Below are 15,271 nucleotides of genomic sequence, written 5' to 3'. Positions count from 1 at the left end.
GGGTAGCGGTGAGTTGCGAAGACTAGGTCGTCGACTCGCTCAGTGGTGCAGGATTTTGGAGAGGAAGTCCTTCGCCCGGTCGCTGCGCGGGTTGCTGAAGAACTCCTCGGGGGTGGCCTGTTCGACGATCCTGCCGTCGGCCATGAAGACGACCCGGTCGGCCGCGGAGCGGGCGAAGCCCATCTCGTGCGTCACGACCACCATCGTCATGCCCTCGCGGGCCAGCTGCTGCATGACCTCCAGGACCTCGTTGATCATTTCGGGGTCCAGGGCCGAGGTGGGCTCGTCGAAGAGCATCACCTTCGGACCCATGGCGAGCGCCCGGGCGATCGCCACGCGCTGCTGCTGGCCGCCGGAGAGCTGCGCCGGGTACTTCTCGGCCTGTGCGGCCACCCCCACCCGCTCCAGCAGGGCGCGGGCCTTGGTCTCCGCCTCGGCCTTCGCGGTGCCGCGGACCTTGATCTGGCCCAGCATCACGTTCTCGAGCACGGTCTTGTGCGCGAAGAGATTGAAGGACTGGAAGACCATGCCGACGTCCGACCGCAGCCGGGCCAGCTCCCTGCCCTCCGCGGGCAGCGGCTTCCCGTCGATCGTGATCGTGCCCGCGTCGATGGTCTCCAGGCGGTTGATCGTCCGGCACAGCGTCGACTTGCCGGAACCCGACGGCCCGATGACGACGACGACTTCACCGCGGCCGATCGTGAGGTCGATGTCCTGCAGCACGTGCAGCGCGCCGAAGTGCTTGTTCACGCCGGACAGGACGACCAGGTCGTCCTGGGCCCGGGGGGCGTCCTCGTGGTTCTTGGACACTGCCACTCCGCTCATCGGCCTCTTGCTCCGTCCTCCTCGGTTGGGAGGACACTAGAGACCCGTCCGGAGGGCCGTCATCACATCTGAGCGGAAATTGAGGATAACGATAGGGCGACAGTCGGACACTCTGGGTGAAGACGGTCCAGGAGGCCGTACCGGGTGGATAACGGAACCGGGAGCTCCGCCGGAGACACTTGACTGTGACGTCGCTGATCGGCGTTCATGGGTCGTTCATGTCCCGAACGGGGGACATCCCGGCGAACGAGAGGAGAAGACCATGCGACTGCTGCTCGTCGAGGACGACGACCACGTCGCCGCGGCCCTCTCCGCGATCCTCGCCAAGCACGGCTTCGCCGTCACCCACGCCCGCAACGGCGAGGAGGCCCTCCAGGCCGTCCTCCCCACCGCACAGGGCGAGCGCCCCTCGTACGGCGTGATCCTGCTCGACCTCGGCCTCCCCGACCAGGACGGCTACCAGGTCTGCGCGCGCATCCGGAAGCTCACCACCACCCCGGTGATCATGGTGACCGCCCGTGCCGACGTGCGCTCCCGGATCCACGGCCTCAACCTCGGCGCCGACGACTACGTCGTCAAGCCCTACGACCCCGGCGAGCTGCTCGCCCGCATCCACGCCGTCTCCCGGCGCACCACCGGACCCGGCACCCCCGACGACGGCGCCGGCGGTACGGGCTCCGCCGCCGATGCCACCGTGCTGCACCTCGGGTCCGTCGCCGTCGAGCTGCCCACCCGGCGGGTCAGCGTCGACGGCGAGCCCGTCGCCCTCACCCGCAAGGAGTTCGACCTGCTCGCCCTCCTCGCCCAGCGGCCCGGCGTCGTCTTCCGCCGCGAGCAGATCATCTCCGAGGTCTGGCAGACCAGTTGGGAGGGGACCGGCCGCACCCTGGAGGTGCACGTCGCCTCGCTCCGCTCCAAGCTGCGGATGCCCGCCCTGATCGAGACCGTGCGGGGCGTCGGCTACCGCCTGGTCGCCCCGGCCGCGTAACCCCCCGGCCGCCCCGCCCGTGCGCACCCGACTCCTCCCCCTGCTCATCGTCCTGATGGCGGGGGTCCTGCTCGCCCTCGGCTTCCCGCTCGCCGCCAGCCTCGCCGCCGCCCAGCAGCAGCGGGTCGTCGTCGACCGCCTCGACGACGGCGCACGCTTCGCCGCCCTCGGGCAGTTCGTCCGCGACCCCAGCACCGTCAGCGACGAGCGCCGCACCACCCTCCGCGGCGAACTCGCCAGCTACTACGACGTGTACGGCATCCGGGCCGGCATCTTCTACCGCGACAACCGTGCCGTGGCCGCCGCCCCCGAGGACTGGGTCGTCCCGTACGAGGGCGAGGGCCGCCGCGCCTTCAAGGAGGCCCTCCTCGGCCGCCGCAGCCACGACCCGCCGCAGGTCTGGCCCTGGCAGCCGCATGCCCGCCTCACCATCGCCTCGCCCGTCGTCCGCGACGGGGACGTCGTCGCCGTCGTCGTCACCGACTCGCCCACCGGGGACCTCCGCGCCCGCATCCTGCGCGGCTGGCTGGTGATCTTCGCCGGCGAGGCCGCCGCGATGCTGCTCGCCGTCGGCGCCGCCGTACGCCTCACCGGCTGGGTGCTGCGTCCGGTACGGGTGCTTGACGGCGTCACCCACGACATCGCCACCGGGCGGATGAACTCCCGGGTCGCCGAGGCCGGCGGGCCGCCCGAACTGCGCCGCCTGGCCCGCTCGTTCAACGAGATGGCCGACCACGTCGAGGAATCCCTCGAACAGCAGCGGGCGTTCGTCGCCGACGCCTCCCACCAGCTCCGCAACCCGCTCGCCGCGCTGCTGCTCCGCATCGAACTGCTCGCCCTCGAACTCCCCGAGGGGAACGAGGAGATCGCCTCCGTGCGCACCGAGGGCAAGCGGCTCGCGCGGGTCCTCGACGACCTCCTCGACCTGGCCCTCGCCGAGCACGCCGCCGCCGACCTGCAGCTCACCGACGTCGGCGCGCTCACCGCAGAGCGGATCGCCTCCTGGCGGCCGGTCGCCGACGACAAGGGCGTCGCCCTGGTGGGGGAGTGCGGGGCGGCGACCGGCTGGGCGGACCCGGTGGCCCTGTCCAGCGCGCTCGACGCGGTCGTCGACAACGCGCTGAAGTTCACGCCCGAGGGCGAGCGGGTCACGGTGCGGGTGCTGCCCGGCAAGGACGCGGTGGAGGTCGTCGTCACCGACCTCGGACCCGGCCTCACCGAGGAGGAGCTGACCCGGGTCGGCGACCGCTTCTGGCGCTCCGGACGCCACCAGAACGTCAAGGGCTCGGGCCTCGGCCTCTCCATCGCCCGCGTCCTGCTGACCGCCACCGGCGGCGGCATCGCCTTCGCCCCGAACGAGCCGCACGGCCTGAAGGTGACGGTGACGGTGCCGCGGCACGAGCCGCGGCACGAGCCGACGGACCGGTGACGCGCCGCCCGCCGGTGCGGGGCGGCGGTCTGCGGGTCGGTGCGGGATGGTGGGCTGCGGGTCGGTGCGGGATGGTGGGCCGCTGGTCGGTGCGGAGTGGTGGGCCGCTGGTCGGGGCGGAGCCCGTACGGCTCAGGGCTTGACCGAGCGGTAGTAGCGGCGGGCGCCGTCGTGGAGGGTGAGGGGCTCGGTGTAGATGGCCGTCCGCAGGTCCACCAGCTGGGCCGGGTGCACCTGGCTGCCGATGCCGTCCCGGCTGTCGATCACCGAGCGGGTGAACCCCTCCACCAGGTCCGGATCGGCCTCCACCGTCGTCACCATCAGGTTCGCCACGGCCAGCGTCTCCACCGGCTGCCCGTTCTGCGCGGCCGCGTACGCGTCCTTCGGGATGACCGCCGAGCGGTAGTGCCGGGTCGAATCGCCCACCTTCCGCAACGCCTCCACCAGCGGCGCGTCCATCGGGATCAGCCGGATCGAGGTCCGCTCCGACAGCATCTGCACCCCCTGGGTCGGCAGCCCGCCGGACCAGAAGAAGGCGTCGAGGCCGCCCTTCTCCAGCATCTCCGGCATCGAGTCGATCCCGACCGGCACCGCGGTCACGTCCCGTGACGCGGTGAGCCCGGCCGCCGCGAGCACCCGGTCCGCTATCAGCCGCACGCCGGAGCCGTCCTGCCCGACGCCGACCCGCAGTCCGCGCAGGTCGGAGACGGTCTGGACGGCCGAGCCCTGGCGTACGACGAGCTGGACGTAGTCGTCGTAGAGCCGGGCGCAGCCGCGCAGCCGCTCGAAGCCGGGCCGGCGGTCGCGGATGTACTGCGCCACGGCGTCGGCGGTCGCGACCGTGAAGTCGGCCTCCCCGGAGGCGACCCGCGCCAGGTTCTGCTGGGAGCCCTCGCTGTCCGTGAGCCTGACAGAGACCTCGGGGAGGTCCTTCGCCATGGCCTTCTTGAGCAGTGCGCCGTACCGCTGGTACACCCCCGTGGGGACCCCGGTGCTGAAGGTGATCGAGCCGCTGGGCGTCGAGCCGCCGAACGGCGCCACCCACCACAGCAGCACCCCGCACACCACGGCCAGCGCGGCCACGAACGCGAGGACGCGGCGGCGGGCGGCACGGGTGAGGGAGGCGAACATGCCGTCGATCCTGCCAGGTGGCCGAGGCCCCTGGCCAGGGCGGCGGGGCCCGGGCGGCTGTGATGTCCGCTGCGCCGCCGTACGCGCCGGGCGCGGGCCGTACGCGCTGCGCCGAAGCGGTGAGCGGGTCCCGGCGGCGCGCTCCCGCCGTGTGTCCTGTCGTGGTGCCGGGGTCCGTGCGGTTAGCGTCGGGAGGCGCCCGGTGATCTTGAGGGCAGTCCCCTCTGCCCGCCCCTGGCTCCCGCCGGGCGCACCTTCCCGCCGTCCGGTGGCCGCTGGACTGAGTGGGCCGACGCGGGCGAGGGTGGGGGCGGTGCGCATCGCCTGGTGGTTCTGGTGGTCCTGGTGGCTTCGGTGCCCGGTGCCCGGTGCCCGGTGCCCGGTGGTCCTGGCGGTCCTGGTAGTCCCGGAGGCCCCTGTGGCCCCTGTGGCCCCAGTGGGCATAGTGGCCTCGGTGGCCCCAGTGGCCTTGGAGGCCCCGGAGGTCCCTGTGTCCCCGATGGTCCCGGAGGCCCCCGTGGCCCCCGTGGCCTCGGTGGTCCTGCTGGTCCTGCTGGTACGCGCCCCGCCCGAGACCGTACGACCGACCCCAGGGAGCCGTCGATGTACTCCGCCCCGCCCGTCACCCCGCCCCGCGTCGCCGTCCTCGCCGACGACCTGACCAGCGCGGGGGACGGGGCGGCGCCGTTCCGCCGGGGCGGCCACCCGGCGCGGGTCCTCCTCTCCGGCAGCCCGCTCGCCGGGCACGGGCAGGAGGACGGGGTGCTCGCCGTCGACCTCGGCAGCCGGCTCCTCGACGAGGCCGGGGCCGAGGCCCGTACGCGCGAGGCGGCCCGTGCGCTGTCCGGGGCGGGGCTGCTGCTCAAGACCGTCGACTCGACCCTCCGGGGCCATGTGGCCGCCGAGATCCGCGCCGCGCGGGAGGGCTCGGGGCGGCGCGCCGTCGTCGTCGCGCCCGCGTTCCCGGCCGAGGGGCGGACCACCCGCGACGGCGTGCAGTACGTCCGCGGAGTCCGCGTGGACGAGAGCGAGTTCGCCCGTGACCCCGCGCACCCCGTCCGCACCGCCGACCTCACCCGCCTCCTCCCGGACGCCGTCACCGTCGACGCGGCCCGCCCGGAGCTCCTCGCCGAAGCCGAACCCGTCCCTTCCGGCGGGCTGTTCGTCTGCTCCGCGGCCACCGACGCCGACCTCGACCGGATCGTCGCCGCCGTCCCCGACCACCGGTCCGTCCTGTGGGTCGGCTCCCCGGGGCTCGCCGCCGCCCTCGCCCGGCACCACACGCGGCCCGGCGGCGATGCGGACGCGGACGCGGTGGAACTCCCGCCCGCCGTACGCCCCTTGGTCGCGGTCGGCAGCGCCAACCCCGCCACCCGCCGGCAGCTCGCGCTGCTGGCCGCCCGGCCGGGCGCGGTCGCGGCCGTCGCCGCCGAGCCGCTGTCGGCGGCCGCCGACGCCCTCGTACGGATCATCCACACGCCGCACGAACGGCGGGTGGACCCGGCGGAGCTGACCCGGGAGCTCGCCGTGTCCGTGGCGGCGCTCGCCGCCCGCGCGCCCTTCGACGGGCTCGTGCTCACCGGCGGGGAGACCGCCGAGGCGGTGCTGCGCGCGCTCGGCGCGTACGGCATCGACCTCCACGACGAACCCGAGCCCGGCATCGCCCGCGGCACCCTGGCCGGGCCGGCCGGCGTGCCCCGCGTCCCGGTCGTCATCAAGGCGGGCGGCTTCGGCGACGAGCGGACCCTCGTCCGGCTGCACGCCCTCCTCACCGGGGCCACCCGCTGAGGTTCACACCGCTGAGGTTCACACCTCTGAGGTTCACGCCTCCAGATAGCGCAGGACCGCGAGGATCCGGGGGCTGTGGCCCTCGGTCCCGCGCAGTTCCAGCTTGTCGAAGACCGCGTTGAGGTGCTTCTCCACCGCGCTCAGCGACAGGTGCAGCCGGCGGGCGATCGCCGTGTTCGTGTACCCCTCCGCGAGCACCTGGAGCACCTCCCGCTCGCGCGGGGTCAGCCGGGCCAGCGGATCGGCGTGCGCGCTGCGCACCACCAGCTGCCGTACGACCTCCGGGTCGATCGCCGCCCCGCCCGCGTGGACCCGCTCCAGCGCGTCGAGGAACTCCTCGACCTGCGCCACCCGGTCCTTCAGCAGATAGCCGACCCGCTCCGCGCCGGCGGCGAGCAGCCGGGCCGCGTAACTGCGCTCGACGTGCTGCGAGAGGACCAGGACGCCCGTCCCGGGCAGCCGCTCGCGGATCGCGACGGCCGCCCGCAGTCCCTCGTCGGTGTGGGTCGGGGGCATCCGGATGTCCACGACGACCACGTCGGGCCGGAGCGCCTCCGTCTCGGCGAGCAGCGTCACCGCGTCGCCGAACGCCCCGACGACCTCGTGCCCCTCCTCCGCGAGCAGGCGGGACAGGCCCTCCCGCAGCAGGGTCGAGTCCTCGGCCAGGATCACACGCACGGCAGCTCCGCGACGATGGTGGTGGGTCCCCCGAGGGGGCTGTCGATGCGCAGGACGCCGTCGAGCGCGGCGACCCGCCCGCGCAGCCCGGTCAGGCCGCCGCCCGCCGGATCCGCGCCGCCCCGGCCGTCGTCCTCGACCCGCACGGTCAGCGGGCCGCCGGGTGCCCCCGCGACCCGCACCGAGACGGCCGAGGCGGCGGAGTGCTTGGCCGCGTTGGTGACGGCCTCGGAGACGACGAAGTACGCCGCCGTCTCCACCGGTCGGGGGAGCGGGCCCGTCACCTCGTACGCGATCCGCAGCGGCAGCGCGCACCGCTGCGCGACGCCGCCGAGCGCCTCCTCCAGGCCGAGGCTGTCGAGTGCCGACGGGTACACCCGCCAGGCCACCTCGCGGAGTTCGGCCAGCACCTCCTGGGCCTCCCGGTGCGCCTGGCCGAGGAGTCCGGCCGCCCGCTCCGGGTCCCGCCCGCCGCTCCTGCGGGCCCGCCCGATCAGCATGGCGAGCGCCACGAGCCGCTGCTGGACCCCGTCGTGGAGGTCCCGCTCGATCCGCCGCCGCTCCGCGTCCACGGCCCCCACGACGGCGGCCCGGCTCAGCGACAGCTCCTCGATCCGGCGGCGCATCAGCTCCCGCTCCGACGGCCCGAAGCACTCCCGGGCGAGACGGGCGTCGAGCGCGGTCAGCGCGAACAGCCCCTGGAGGCCCAGGAACAGCAGGACACCCCCGAGGACCAGCTGCGTCAGCAGCTCCGCCGCCCCGATCGTCCCGCGCGCCACACCGCCGGCCAGCAGCACCGCGAGCACCACGCCGAACCCGAGCAGCGCCAGCACGATCCCGCACACGAGCCCCGTCGCGGACCGGGCGGCCAGATACCGCAGGGGGCCGCCCTCACCCTCGTACGCCTCCGGGACGTACGCCTCCGGGAAGTCCGCCTCCGGGAACCGGTCGCCGAAGAAGCGCTCCCGCCGCCTCCGCTCCAGTTCCACCAGCGGCCGGGCGCCGCACGTCAGGATCCGGAGGACGTACGCGCGCGTGCGCGGCCACAACAGGAAGCCGCCGAGCGGCACCCCGGCCCCCACCAGGTACAGCACCCCCGGCACCGCCGACGCACAGCCGGCCGCGACCCCCACCGCCCGAGCGGCCCTCGATCCCTCGCCCCCGATCACCCGACCCACCCTAGGCGCGACGGTGACGAGGCTCCGCCCCGCGCCCCCGGAGCCGTACGACGAGCCAGGCGACGGCCGCCGCGAGGACGAGGGCGAGGACGGCCTTGGAGGCCACGCCCACGTACGCCTCGACCAACTCCCAGCGGTCGCCGAGGGCGTAGCCGGCGAGGACCAGGACGCTGTTCCAGGCGAGGCTGCCGACGGTGGTCAGCAGGAGGAAGAGGGGGACCGGCATCCGCTCCACCCCGGCCGGCACCGAGATCAGGCTGCGGAAGATCGGCACCATCCGGCCGAGGAGCACCGCCTTCGTGCCGTGCCGCCGGAACCACGCCTCGGTCCGCTCCAGGTCCGCGACCTTCACGAGCGGCAGCCGCGCCCACAGCGCGTGCATCCTCTCCCGGCCGAAGAGGGCGCCGATCCCGTAGAGGGCGAGCGCGCCCACCACCGAGCCCAGCGTCGTCCAGAAGAGGGCCGAGGCGAGGCTCAGCACGCCCTGCCCGGCGGCGAAGCCGGTCAGCGGGAGGATCACCTCGCTCGGCAGCGGCGGGAAGAGGTTCTCCAGCGCGATGGCGAAGCCCGCGCCCGGCCCGCCGAGGGTGTCGACGAGACCGGCGGCCCAGCCGGCGACGCCGTCGGCCGGGCCGCCCGCGGGGCCGCCCGCGGGCTCCTGGGCGAGAACGGTCGTGAGCGGTGTCATGAGCCCTCCAGGGTCACGGGGAAGGGTCGTCCGACGTGCTCGCCCGACGACCCTTCCCACGCTAGAAACCGCAGCTCGGAGCCGGTATGCGCGTTCCCGCCCGACGCCCCTGCGGAAAACCGCAGGGGCGTCGGGGTCCGGATCGGGCCCGCAGGGGCGTCCTGGTCCGGCCGGGTCCGTCCTGGTCCGGCCGGCTCAGGCCCGCAGGTCCGCCGCCGTCGGCACCACGACCGCGAAGACGTCCGTCAGCCCGGTCAGCGCGGCCCGCTTCAGCTCGGCCGCGGGCACGACCGTCCCGTCCGGGGCGGCGAGGGCGCGGGTGGCGGTCGCCTCGGCGACCACGGTCGGCCGGTAGCCGAGGTTGAAGGCCGCCTGGGCCGTGTAGTTGACGCACATGTGCGTCATGAACCCGGCGAGCACCAGCTCCTTCCCCTCGCCGGCCGCGAAGCCGAGGCCCGTCAGGACCTTCTCCAGGTCGGTGGCGTGGAAGGCGTTCGGGAAGTTCTTCACCACGACCGGCTCGCCCTCGGCCGGGGCCACCTCGTCGCAGGTCGCGCCGACCGGCGCCGTGAGGTCGTACGGGGAGCCCTCGCCGCTGTCGTGCTGGATGTGCACGACCGGGGTGCCGGCCGCCCGGGCCCGGGCCAGGAGTCGCGCCGCCTCGGCGACGGCCTCCTCGGCGCCTTCGAGGGCCATGACGCCGGAGCGGTAGGTGTTCTGGACGTCGATGAGGACGAGCGCCGCCTCGGCGAGCCGGGCCGGCTCGTCGCCCAGACCGGAGAGGGAACGGAGGGAGGCGGACGGAGTGATGCTCATTTCGGAACCTTTACTATGAAATCGGATGCCGTACGGGCGCGACGGAGCCGCCCACGGCGGGGGACGGGGAACGGAAACGGGGAACGGGAAATGGGGAACGGGAAACGGGGAACGGGAAACGGGGAATGTGCGGGGGGCGGGGTCGTCAGTCGGCCCCGGTGCGGAAGCGCCGCCGGTACGCCGCCGGCGTCGTCGCGAGCTGCCGGCGGAAGGCCCGGTGCAGGGTCTCCACCGAGCCGAGCCCCGCCCGCGCCGCCACCTCGGCGAGCGGCGCGTCCGAGGTCTCCAGATGGCGCCGGGCCACCTCGATCCTGGCCGCCTCCACGTAGGCGGCGGGGCTCGACCCCGTCTCCTGCGCGAAGACCCGGGCGAAGTGCCGCTCGCTCAGGCACATCCGGCCGGCGAGCCGCTCCGCCGACAGGTCCTCGTCGAGGTGGTCGGCGATCCAGAGCCGCAGCTCGTCGATGTCGCGCCGGCCGGCCGCCGGACGGCTCAGCGGCACCGAGAACTGGCTCTGGCCGCCCTGCCGCTTCAGGTACATGACGAGCTGCCGGGCCACCGCGAGCGCGGTCTCCTCGCCCAGGTCCTCCGCCACCAGGGCGAGGGACAGGTCGAGGCAGGCGCTGATCCCGGCCCCGGTCCACAGTCGCCCCCGGTCCGTCCGCACGAAGATCGGATCGGGGTCGACGGAGACCTCCGGGTGGTCGGCCGCCAGCTGCGCCGCCGTCGACCAGTGGGTCGTCGCGGACCTCCCGTCGAGCAGGCCTGCCGCGGCGAGCACGTGCGCGCCGACGCAGACCGACGCCACCCGCCGGGCGTGCGGCGCGGTCTCCCGCACCCAGCGCACGACCTCCGGGTCCAGCCGGGCGACGACCCCGCCGTTCTCGCCCGGGTCCACCGCCCCCGGCACGAGCAGGGTGTCGACGTCCGCGCCGACCTCGTCGAAGCCGAGGTCGGCGAGCAGCCGCACCCCCGCCGAGGTCCGCACCTCCCCGGCACCGCCGGGCGCGGCGAGCCGCACCCGGTAGCGCTCGCCGCCCGTCTCCCGGTTGGCCAGCGCGAAGACCTCGGCGGGGCCGGTGACGTCGAGGAGGTCCACGTCGGGAAAGACCGCGACGACGACCCGGTGCACGGGGTGCGCCGGCTGCACCGCGGGGGCCGTGGCGGGGGTGGTCTCGGACATGACCCCACCTTCGCCCGCCCCGCCCCATGACGGCAATGACGATTCCCTGTCACATCCGGACACCGGCCGGACGCCGGGCCGGACGCCGGGCCGGACACCGAGCAGGGCTCCGGGCAGGACACCGAGCAGGGCTCCGGGCCGGAGTCCGGCGTCCGGCCCGGAGCCCACGGCGGACCGCCTACTCTTGAAGACTCCATACCCTTGAAACATGACCAGCAGCAGCGACCGGAGTCTCACAGTGGGCATCGAAGGACCGAAGACCTACGACATTCGCACCTACGGGTGTCAGATGAACGTCCACGACTCCGAACGGCTCTCCGGTCTGCTGGAGGAGGCGGGCTACGTCCGCGCGCCCAAGGACGCGGACGGCGCCGACGTCGTCGTCTTCAACACCTGCGCGGTCCGTGAGAACGCCGACAACAAGCTGTACGGCAACCTCGGCCACCTCGCCCCGATGAAGACCGCGCGCCCCGGCATGCAGATCGCCGTCGGCGGCTGCCTGGCGCAGAAGGACCGCGACACCATCGTGCAGCGGGCCCCGTGGGTCGACGTCGTCTTCGGCACCCACAACATCGGCAAGCTGCCGGTCCTCCTGGAGCGCGCCCGCGTGCAGCAGGAGGCCCAGGTCGAGATCGCCGAGTCCCTGGAGGCCTTCCCCTCCACCCTGCCGACCCGCCGCGAGTCGGCGTACGCGGCCTGGGTCTCGATCTCGGTCGGCTGCAACAACACCTGCACCTTCTGCATCGTCCCCGCCCTGCGCGGCAAGGAGGAGGACCGCCGTCCCGGCGACATCCTCGCCGAGATCGAGGCGCTCGTCGCCGAGGGCGTCTCCGAGATCACCCTGCTCGGCCAGAACGTGAACGCGTACGGTTCCGACCTCGGCGACCGCGAGGCCTTCGGCAAGCTGCTCCGCGCCTGCGGCGCCATCGAGGGCCTGGAGCGGGTCCGCTTCACCTCCCCGCACCCGCGCGACTTCACCGACGACGTCATCGCCGCGATGGCCGAGACGCCCAACGTGATGCCGCAGCTGCACATGCCGCTCCAGTCCGGCTCGGACACCGTGCTGAAGGCGATGCGCCGCTCCTACCGCCAGGAGCGCTTCCTCGGGATCATCGAGAAGGTCCGGGCCGCGATCCCGCACGCCGCCATCTCCACGGACATCATCGTCGGCTTCCCCGGCGAGACCGAGGAGGACTTCGAGCAGACCATGCACGTGGTCCGCGAGGCCCGCTTCGCCAACGCCTTCACCTTCCAGTACTCCAAGCGCCCCGGGACCCCCGCCGCCGAGATGGAGGGGCAGATCCCCAAGGAGGTCGTGCAGGCCCGCTACGAGCGCCTGGTCGCCCTCCAGGAGGAGATCTCCTGGGACGAGAACAAGAAGCAGGTCGGCCGCACCCTGGAGGTCATGGTCGCGGAGGGCGAGGGCCGCAAGGACGGCGCCACGCACCGCCTCTCCGGCCGCGCCCCCGACAACCGGCTCGTCCACTTCACCAAGCCCGACGAGGACGTCCGCCCCGGTGACGTGGTGACCGTCGAGATCACCTACGCCGCCCCGCACCACCTCCTCGCCGAGGGCCCCACCACCGCCGTCCGCCGCACCCGCGCGGGCGACGCCTGGGAGAAGCGCACCGCCGCGGCCGCCGCCAAGCCGGCCGGCGTCCTGCTCGGCCTCCCGCAGATCGGCGCCCCGGCCCCCCTCCCGGCAGCCGACGCCCCGGCCTGCGGCGTCGCCCACTGACAGCCGCGTCCGAGGCGGTCGCCGAGCGGCTGAGGCCGGAGGGCTGAGGCCGGAGGGGCGAGGGCGGAGGGCTGAGGGCTGAGGCCGGAGGGTCGCGGCCGGACGCCGGCTCGGTGACCGCGCGGGCTGTGCCCGGGCCGCTTGCCGGACCACCGCGCTCCAGCCGGTCGCCCGCGCCCGCGCTCCCGCCCGCCACCGACGGCCGCGTTCCTGTCGGAGCGGGGCAGTAGGCTGCGGATCATGCTTGTCGCCGCCGCCGTGTGCCCCTGCCCGCCGCTGCTCGTGTCCGAGGTCGCGAGCGGTGCCGCCCCCGAGCTGGACGCCGCGCGGGCGCACTGCGCGGACGCCCTCGGGGTGCTCGCCGCCGCCCGGCCCGACCGGCTGTACGTGGTCGGGGCGGCGCCCGGGGACGCCCTGGGCGGCTTCCCGGCCGGTTCCGCCGGGTCCTTCGCCGGGTTCGGTGTCGACCTCGCCGTGCGCCTCGGCGAGGGCCCCGGGGGCGACCGCCCGCTGCCGGCCTCGCTCGCCGTGGGCGCCTGGCTGCTCTCCCGTACCGGTGCGCCCGGCGCGGCCGTGGAGGGGCTCGGGGTCGACGAGCGGGCCACCGCCGAGGCGTGTGCGGAGGCCGGACGACGCCTCGCGTCCTCGGCCGAGCGGGTCGCCCTGCTCGTCCTCGGCGACGGCAGCGCCTGCCGCACCGTGAAGGCCCCCGGTTACTTCGACGAGCGCGCCGCCGATTTCGACGCCGAGGCCGCCCGTGTCCTGGGCTCCGCCGACGTGCCCGGGGTCCTCGCGCTCGACGCCGGCCTCGCCCGGGAGCTGAAGGCCGCAGGCCGCGCCCCCTGGCAGGTCCTCGCGGGCGCCGCCGAGGGCGCGGGCCTGGCCGGCCGCCTCCTCCACGAGGACGCGCCGTACGGCGTCGAGTACCTGGTCGCCGTCTGGTCCTGAGCGCGGGCCCGCCACGGGTTCTCGGCGCGGGCCCGCCACGCGAACGCACGCGGCCCGCGGAGCAGCGGTACGTGCTCCGCGGGCCGCGTGCGGTCGGGTGCCTAGGCGGTCGGCGGCGGGGGCGTGCCGTCGGTGCCGGGCGTGCCGTCGTCCTTCTGCCCGATGCGGTCGATCGCGTCCTTGGCCTTGCCGGTGCCGGACTGGATCTTGTCGCTGTACTTGCCCTTGGTCTTCTCGTCGACCATCTTCGCCGCCTTGTCCAGGCCCTGGTCGATCTTGTCCCCGTGCTGCTGCGCGAGGTCCGAGACCTTGTGCTTGGCCGGGCCCAGCTTGGCCTTCAGTGAATCCAGGAAGCCCATGGAGCACCTCTCCGTGTCCGTGTCGTGCCTATGTGCGGGCGGCCTTCCCGGTCTCGCTGTCCGCGTCCGAGCCCGCGTCCGAGCCCGCGCCCGAACCGGCGTCCGCGGCGGTGTCGGCCGACTGCTGCCGGGGGATCTCCACGATCTCCGAGGACTCCTCCGGTGCGGTCACTCCCGGGACGGTCAGCCGCGTCACCGTCCCGCCCGCCTCGGACTCGACAGCCTCCGCCTCCGACTTCGACTCCGAATCGGACTCCGAATCGGACTCCGATTCCGCCTCGGACGCCGACTCGGACTCGGCGAGCTCCGCCGAAGCCGGCTCACCCGACTCCTCCATCGACTGCTTCTTCCGGCGAAACCTTGAGAAAACGCCCATATCCACTCCTCAGCCTACTCGTCGGGGGTGCCGTGCGCGGGAACCACGGCCGGAACCACGCACGGGGAACGAAGCCCCCACCCCCGTGTCACGTCGCTCGTTCGGGGACGCCCCCGGAGGTTTGCGAGACTGGGACGGTGAGAAGCGCAGCTCCCGCACCGCGGGTCATCGCCGTCGTCGGCCCCACGGCAGCCGGAAAGTCCGATCTGGGTGTGTTCCTGGCCCAGCAGCTCGGCGGCGAGGTCGTCAACGCCGACTCGATGCAGCTCTACCGCGGGATGGACATCGGCACCGCCAAACTGACGCCGGAGGAACGCGGCGGCGTCCCGCACCACCTCCTCGACATCTGGGACGTCACCGAGGCCGCCAGCGTCGCCGAGTACCAGCGCCTCGCCCGCGCCGAGATCGACCGGCTGCTCGCCGAGGGCCGTACCCCCGTGCTCGTCGGCGGATCCGGCCTGTACGTGCGCGGCGCCGTGGACGCCCTGGAGTTCCCCGGCACCGACCCCGCGATCCGGGCCCGCCTGGAGGCGGAGCTTGAGGAGCGCGGCTCCGGCGTCCTGCACGCCCGCCTGGCCGCCGCCGACCCCGAGGCGGCCCGCGCGATCCTCCCCAGCAACGGCCGCCGGATCGTCCGCGCCCTGGAGGTCATCGAGATCACGGGGAAGCCCTTCACGGCGAACCTCCCCGGCCACGAGTCGGTCTACGACACCGTCCAGATCGGCGTCGACGTCGCCCGCCCCGAACTCGACGAGCGGATCGCCACCCGGGTGGACCGCATGTGGGAGGCGGGGCTCGTCGACGAGGTCCGCGCCCTGGAGGCGCTCGGACTGCGCGAGGGGCGCACGGCCTCCCGCGCGCTCGGCTACCAGCAGGTGCTCGCGGCGCTCGCGGGGGAGTGCACCGAGGACGAGGCACGTGCCGAGACCGTGCGCGCCACCAAGCGCTTCGCCCGCCGCCAGGACTCGTGGTTCCGCCGCGACCCGCGCGTCCACTGGCTCAGCGGGGCCGCCGATCACCGCGGGGAACTCCCGCGGGAGGCGCTGTCGTTGGTCGAACGAGCGGTTACAGCCTGATCACGTGATGGCATCGGGACGCTCCGCCCGTCATTTCCGCGGTCGGGAGCGTGCCATCATCGAGCATCGA

At 74.3% G+C, this 15,271-nt stretch carries 15 protein-coding genes; 6 read left to right on the top strand and 9 right to left on the bottom strand.

Features of this window, described 5'->3' with window-relative positions:
* Positions 1-39: 39 nt before the first annotated feature.
* A complete protein-coding gene (locus tag HHL19_RS33725; protein WP_206325684.1) occupies positions 40-768 on the bottom strand; it encodes an amino acid ABC transporter ATP-binding protein in 729 nt (242 codons plus the stop codon).
* Positions 769-1,087: 319 nt separating this feature from the next.
* Here HHL19_RS33725 and HHL19_RS33720 point away from each other — a divergent pair, with 319 nt between their 5' ends.
* Both HHL19_RS33720 and HHL19_RS33715 read left to right on the top strand, forming a co-directional pair.
* Positions 1,088-1,813 (top strand): response regulator transcription factor, encoded by a 726-nt coding sequence (locus tag HHL19_RS33720; protein WP_169094191.1) that lies wholly within the window; start codon positions 1,088-1,090, stop codon positions 1,811-1,813.
* Between the two features lie 19 nt (positions 1,814-1,832).
* On the top strand, positions 1,833-3,242 hold the full coding sequence (locus HHL19_RS33715; RefSeq protein ID WP_169094190.1) for a HAMP domain-containing sensor histidine kinase: 1,410 nt from the start codon (positions 1,833-1,835) through the stop codon (positions 3,240-3,242).
* Positions 3,243-3,374: 132 nt separating this feature from the next.
* Here the strand turns inward: HHL19_RS33715 and HHL19_RS33710 are convergent, their stop codons facing one another.
* Positions 3,375-4,373 carry a TAXI family TRAP transporter solute-binding subunit gene (locus HHL19_RS33710; protein WP_169094189.1) on the bottom strand — a complete coding sequence of 333 codons (999 nt, stop codon included), beginning with the start codon at positions 4,371-4,373 and terminating at the stop codon, positions 3,375-3,377.
* 603 nt (positions 4,374-4,976) lie between these two features.
* On the opposite strand from HHL19_RS33710, the gene HHL19_RS33705 reads away from it, so the two are divergent.
* On the top strand, positions 4,977-6,161 hold the full coding sequence (locus tag HHL19_RS33705) for a four-carbon acid sugar kinase family protein (RefSeq protein WP_169094188.1): 1,185 nt from the start codon (positions 4,977-4,979) through the stop codon (positions 6,159-6,161).
* Positions 6,162-6,194: 33 nt separating this feature from the next.
* Here HHL19_RS33705 and HHL19_RS33700 read toward each other — a convergent pair whose 3' ends face one another.
* The 5 genes from HHL19_RS33700 to HHL19_RS33680 form a co-directional block, all read right to left on the bottom strand.
* The gene (locus tag HHL19_RS33700; protein ID WP_169094187.1) at positions 6,195-6,839 is read right to left on the bottom strand and encodes a response regulator transcription factor; all 645 of its coding nucleotides are present in this window, start codon (positions 6,837-6,839) and stop codon (positions 6,195-6,197) included.
* Entirely contained in the window at positions 6,830-7,933 is a 1,104-nt protein-coding gene (locus tag HHL19_RS33695; protein ID WP_346768512.1) for a histidine kinase, read from the bottom strand. The genes HHL19_RS33700 and HHL19_RS33695 overlap by 10 nt, the downstream gene beginning before the upstream one ends.
* Before the next feature lie 85 nt (positions 7,934-8,018).
* A complete protein-coding gene (locus HHL19_RS33690) occupies positions 8,019-8,705 on the bottom strand; it encodes a DedA family protein (RefSeq protein ID WP_169094186.1) in 687 nt (228 codons plus the stop codon).
* A gap of 195 nt (positions 8,706-8,900) precedes the next feature.
* Positions 8,901-9,521, bottom strand: coding sequence for an isochorismatase family protein (locus tag HHL19_RS33685; RefSeq protein WP_169094185.1), 621 nt, complete (start codon positions 9,519-9,521; stop codon positions 8,901-8,903).
* A gap of 145 nt (positions 9,522-9,666) precedes the next feature.
* Positions 9,667-10,704, bottom strand: a complete 1,038-nt coding sequence (locus tag HHL19_RS33680) for a GlxA family transcriptional regulator (RefSeq protein ID WP_169094184.1) — start codon at positions 10,702-10,704, stop codon at positions 9,667-9,669.
* A gap of 208 nt (positions 10,705-10,912) precedes the next feature.
* Between HHL19_RS33680 and miaB the strand changes: the two genes are divergently transcribed.
* Positions 10,913-12,442, top strand: coding sequence for a tRNA (N6-isopentenyl adenosine(37)-C2)-methylthiotransferase MiaB (miaB, locus tag HHL19_RS33675; protein WP_169094183.1), 1,530 nt, complete (start codon positions 10,913-10,915; stop codon positions 12,440-12,442).
* Between the two features lie 240 nt (positions 12,443-12,682).
* A complete protein-coding gene (locus HHL19_RS33670) occupies positions 12,683-13,390 on the top strand; it encodes a class III extradiol dioxygenase subunit B-like domain-containing protein (protein WP_169094182.1) in 708 nt (235 codons plus the stop codon).
* Between the two features lie 101 nt (positions 13,391-13,491).
* Here the strand turns inward: HHL19_RS33670 and HHL19_RS33665 are convergent, their stop codons facing one another.
* Together HHL19_RS33665 and HHL19_RS33660 are read right to left on the bottom strand one after the other, a co-directional pair.
* Positions 13,492-13,749 carry an antitoxin gene (locus HHL19_RS33665; protein WP_169094181.1) on the bottom strand — a complete coding sequence of 86 codons (258 nt, stop codon included), beginning with the start codon at positions 13,747-13,749 and terminating at the stop codon, positions 13,492-13,494.
* A 28-nt stretch (positions 13,750-13,777) separates the two neighbouring features.
* Positions 13,778-14,125 carry a hypothetical protein gene (locus HHL19_RS33660; RefSeq protein ID WP_169094180.1) on the bottom strand — a complete coding sequence of 116 codons (348 nt, stop codon included), beginning with the start codon at positions 14,123-14,125 and terminating at the stop codon, positions 13,778-13,780.
* 137 nt (positions 14,126-14,262) lie between these two features.
* Here HHL19_RS33660 and miaA point away from each other — a divergent pair, with 137 nt between their 5' ends.
* Complete coding sequence (miaA, locus tag HHL19_RS33655) at positions 14,263-15,201, top strand: tRNA (adenosine(37)-N6)-dimethylallyltransferase MiaA (protein ID WP_169094179.1); 939 nt, start codon at positions 14,263-14,265, stop codon at positions 15,199-15,201.
* Positions 15,202-15,271 lie beyond the last annotated feature (70 nt).

The sequence above is a fragment of the Streptomyces sp. R302 genome, assembly GCF_012927245.1.
GTDB lineage: Bacteria > Actinomycetota > Actinomycetes > Streptomycetales > Streptomycetaceae > Streptomyces.
This window is presented reverse-complemented; position numbering and strand designations above follow the sequence as displayed.

Coding starts and splice junctions, on each gene's coding strand:
- HHL19_RS33720 (WP_169094191.1), top strand. CDS start 1,088: ATGCGACTGCTGCTCGTCGAGGACGACGACCACGTCGCCGCGGCCCTC.
- HHL19_RS33710 (WP_169094189.1), bottom strand. CDS start 4,373: ATGTTCGCCTCCCTCACCCGTGCCGCCCGCCGCCGCGTCCTCGCGTTC.
- HHL19_RS33705 (WP_169094188.1), top strand. CDS start 4,977: ATGTACTCCGCCCCGCCCGTCACCCCGCCCCGCGTCGCCGTCCTCGCC.
- HHL19_RS33690 (WP_169094186.1), bottom strand. CDS start 8,705: ATGACACCGCTCACGACCGTTCTCGCCCAGGAGCCCGCGGGCGGCCCC.
- HHL19_RS33685 (WP_169094185.1), bottom strand. CDS start 9,521: ATGAGCATCACTCCGTCCGCCTCCCTCCGTTCCCTCTCCGGTCTGGGC.
- HHL19_RS33680 (WP_169094184.1), bottom strand. CDS start 10,704: ATGTCCGAGACCACCCCCGCCACGGCCCCCGCGGTGCAGCCGGCGCAC.
- miaB (WP_169094183.1), top strand. CDS start 10,913: ATGACCAGCAGCAGCGACCGGAGTCTCACAGTGGGCATCGAAGGACCG.
- HHL19_RS33670 (WP_169094182.1), top strand. CDS start 12,683: ATGCTTGTCGCCGCCGCCGTGTGCCCCTGCCCGCCGCTGCTCGTGTCC.
- HHL19_RS33665 (WP_169094181.1), bottom strand. CDS start 13,749: ATGGGCTTCCTGGATTCACTGAAGGCCAAGCTGGGCCCGGCCAAGCAC.
- HHL19_RS33660 (WP_169094180.1), bottom strand. CDS start 14,125: ATGGGCGTTTTCTCAAGGTTTCGCCGGAAGAAGCAGTCGATGGAGGAG.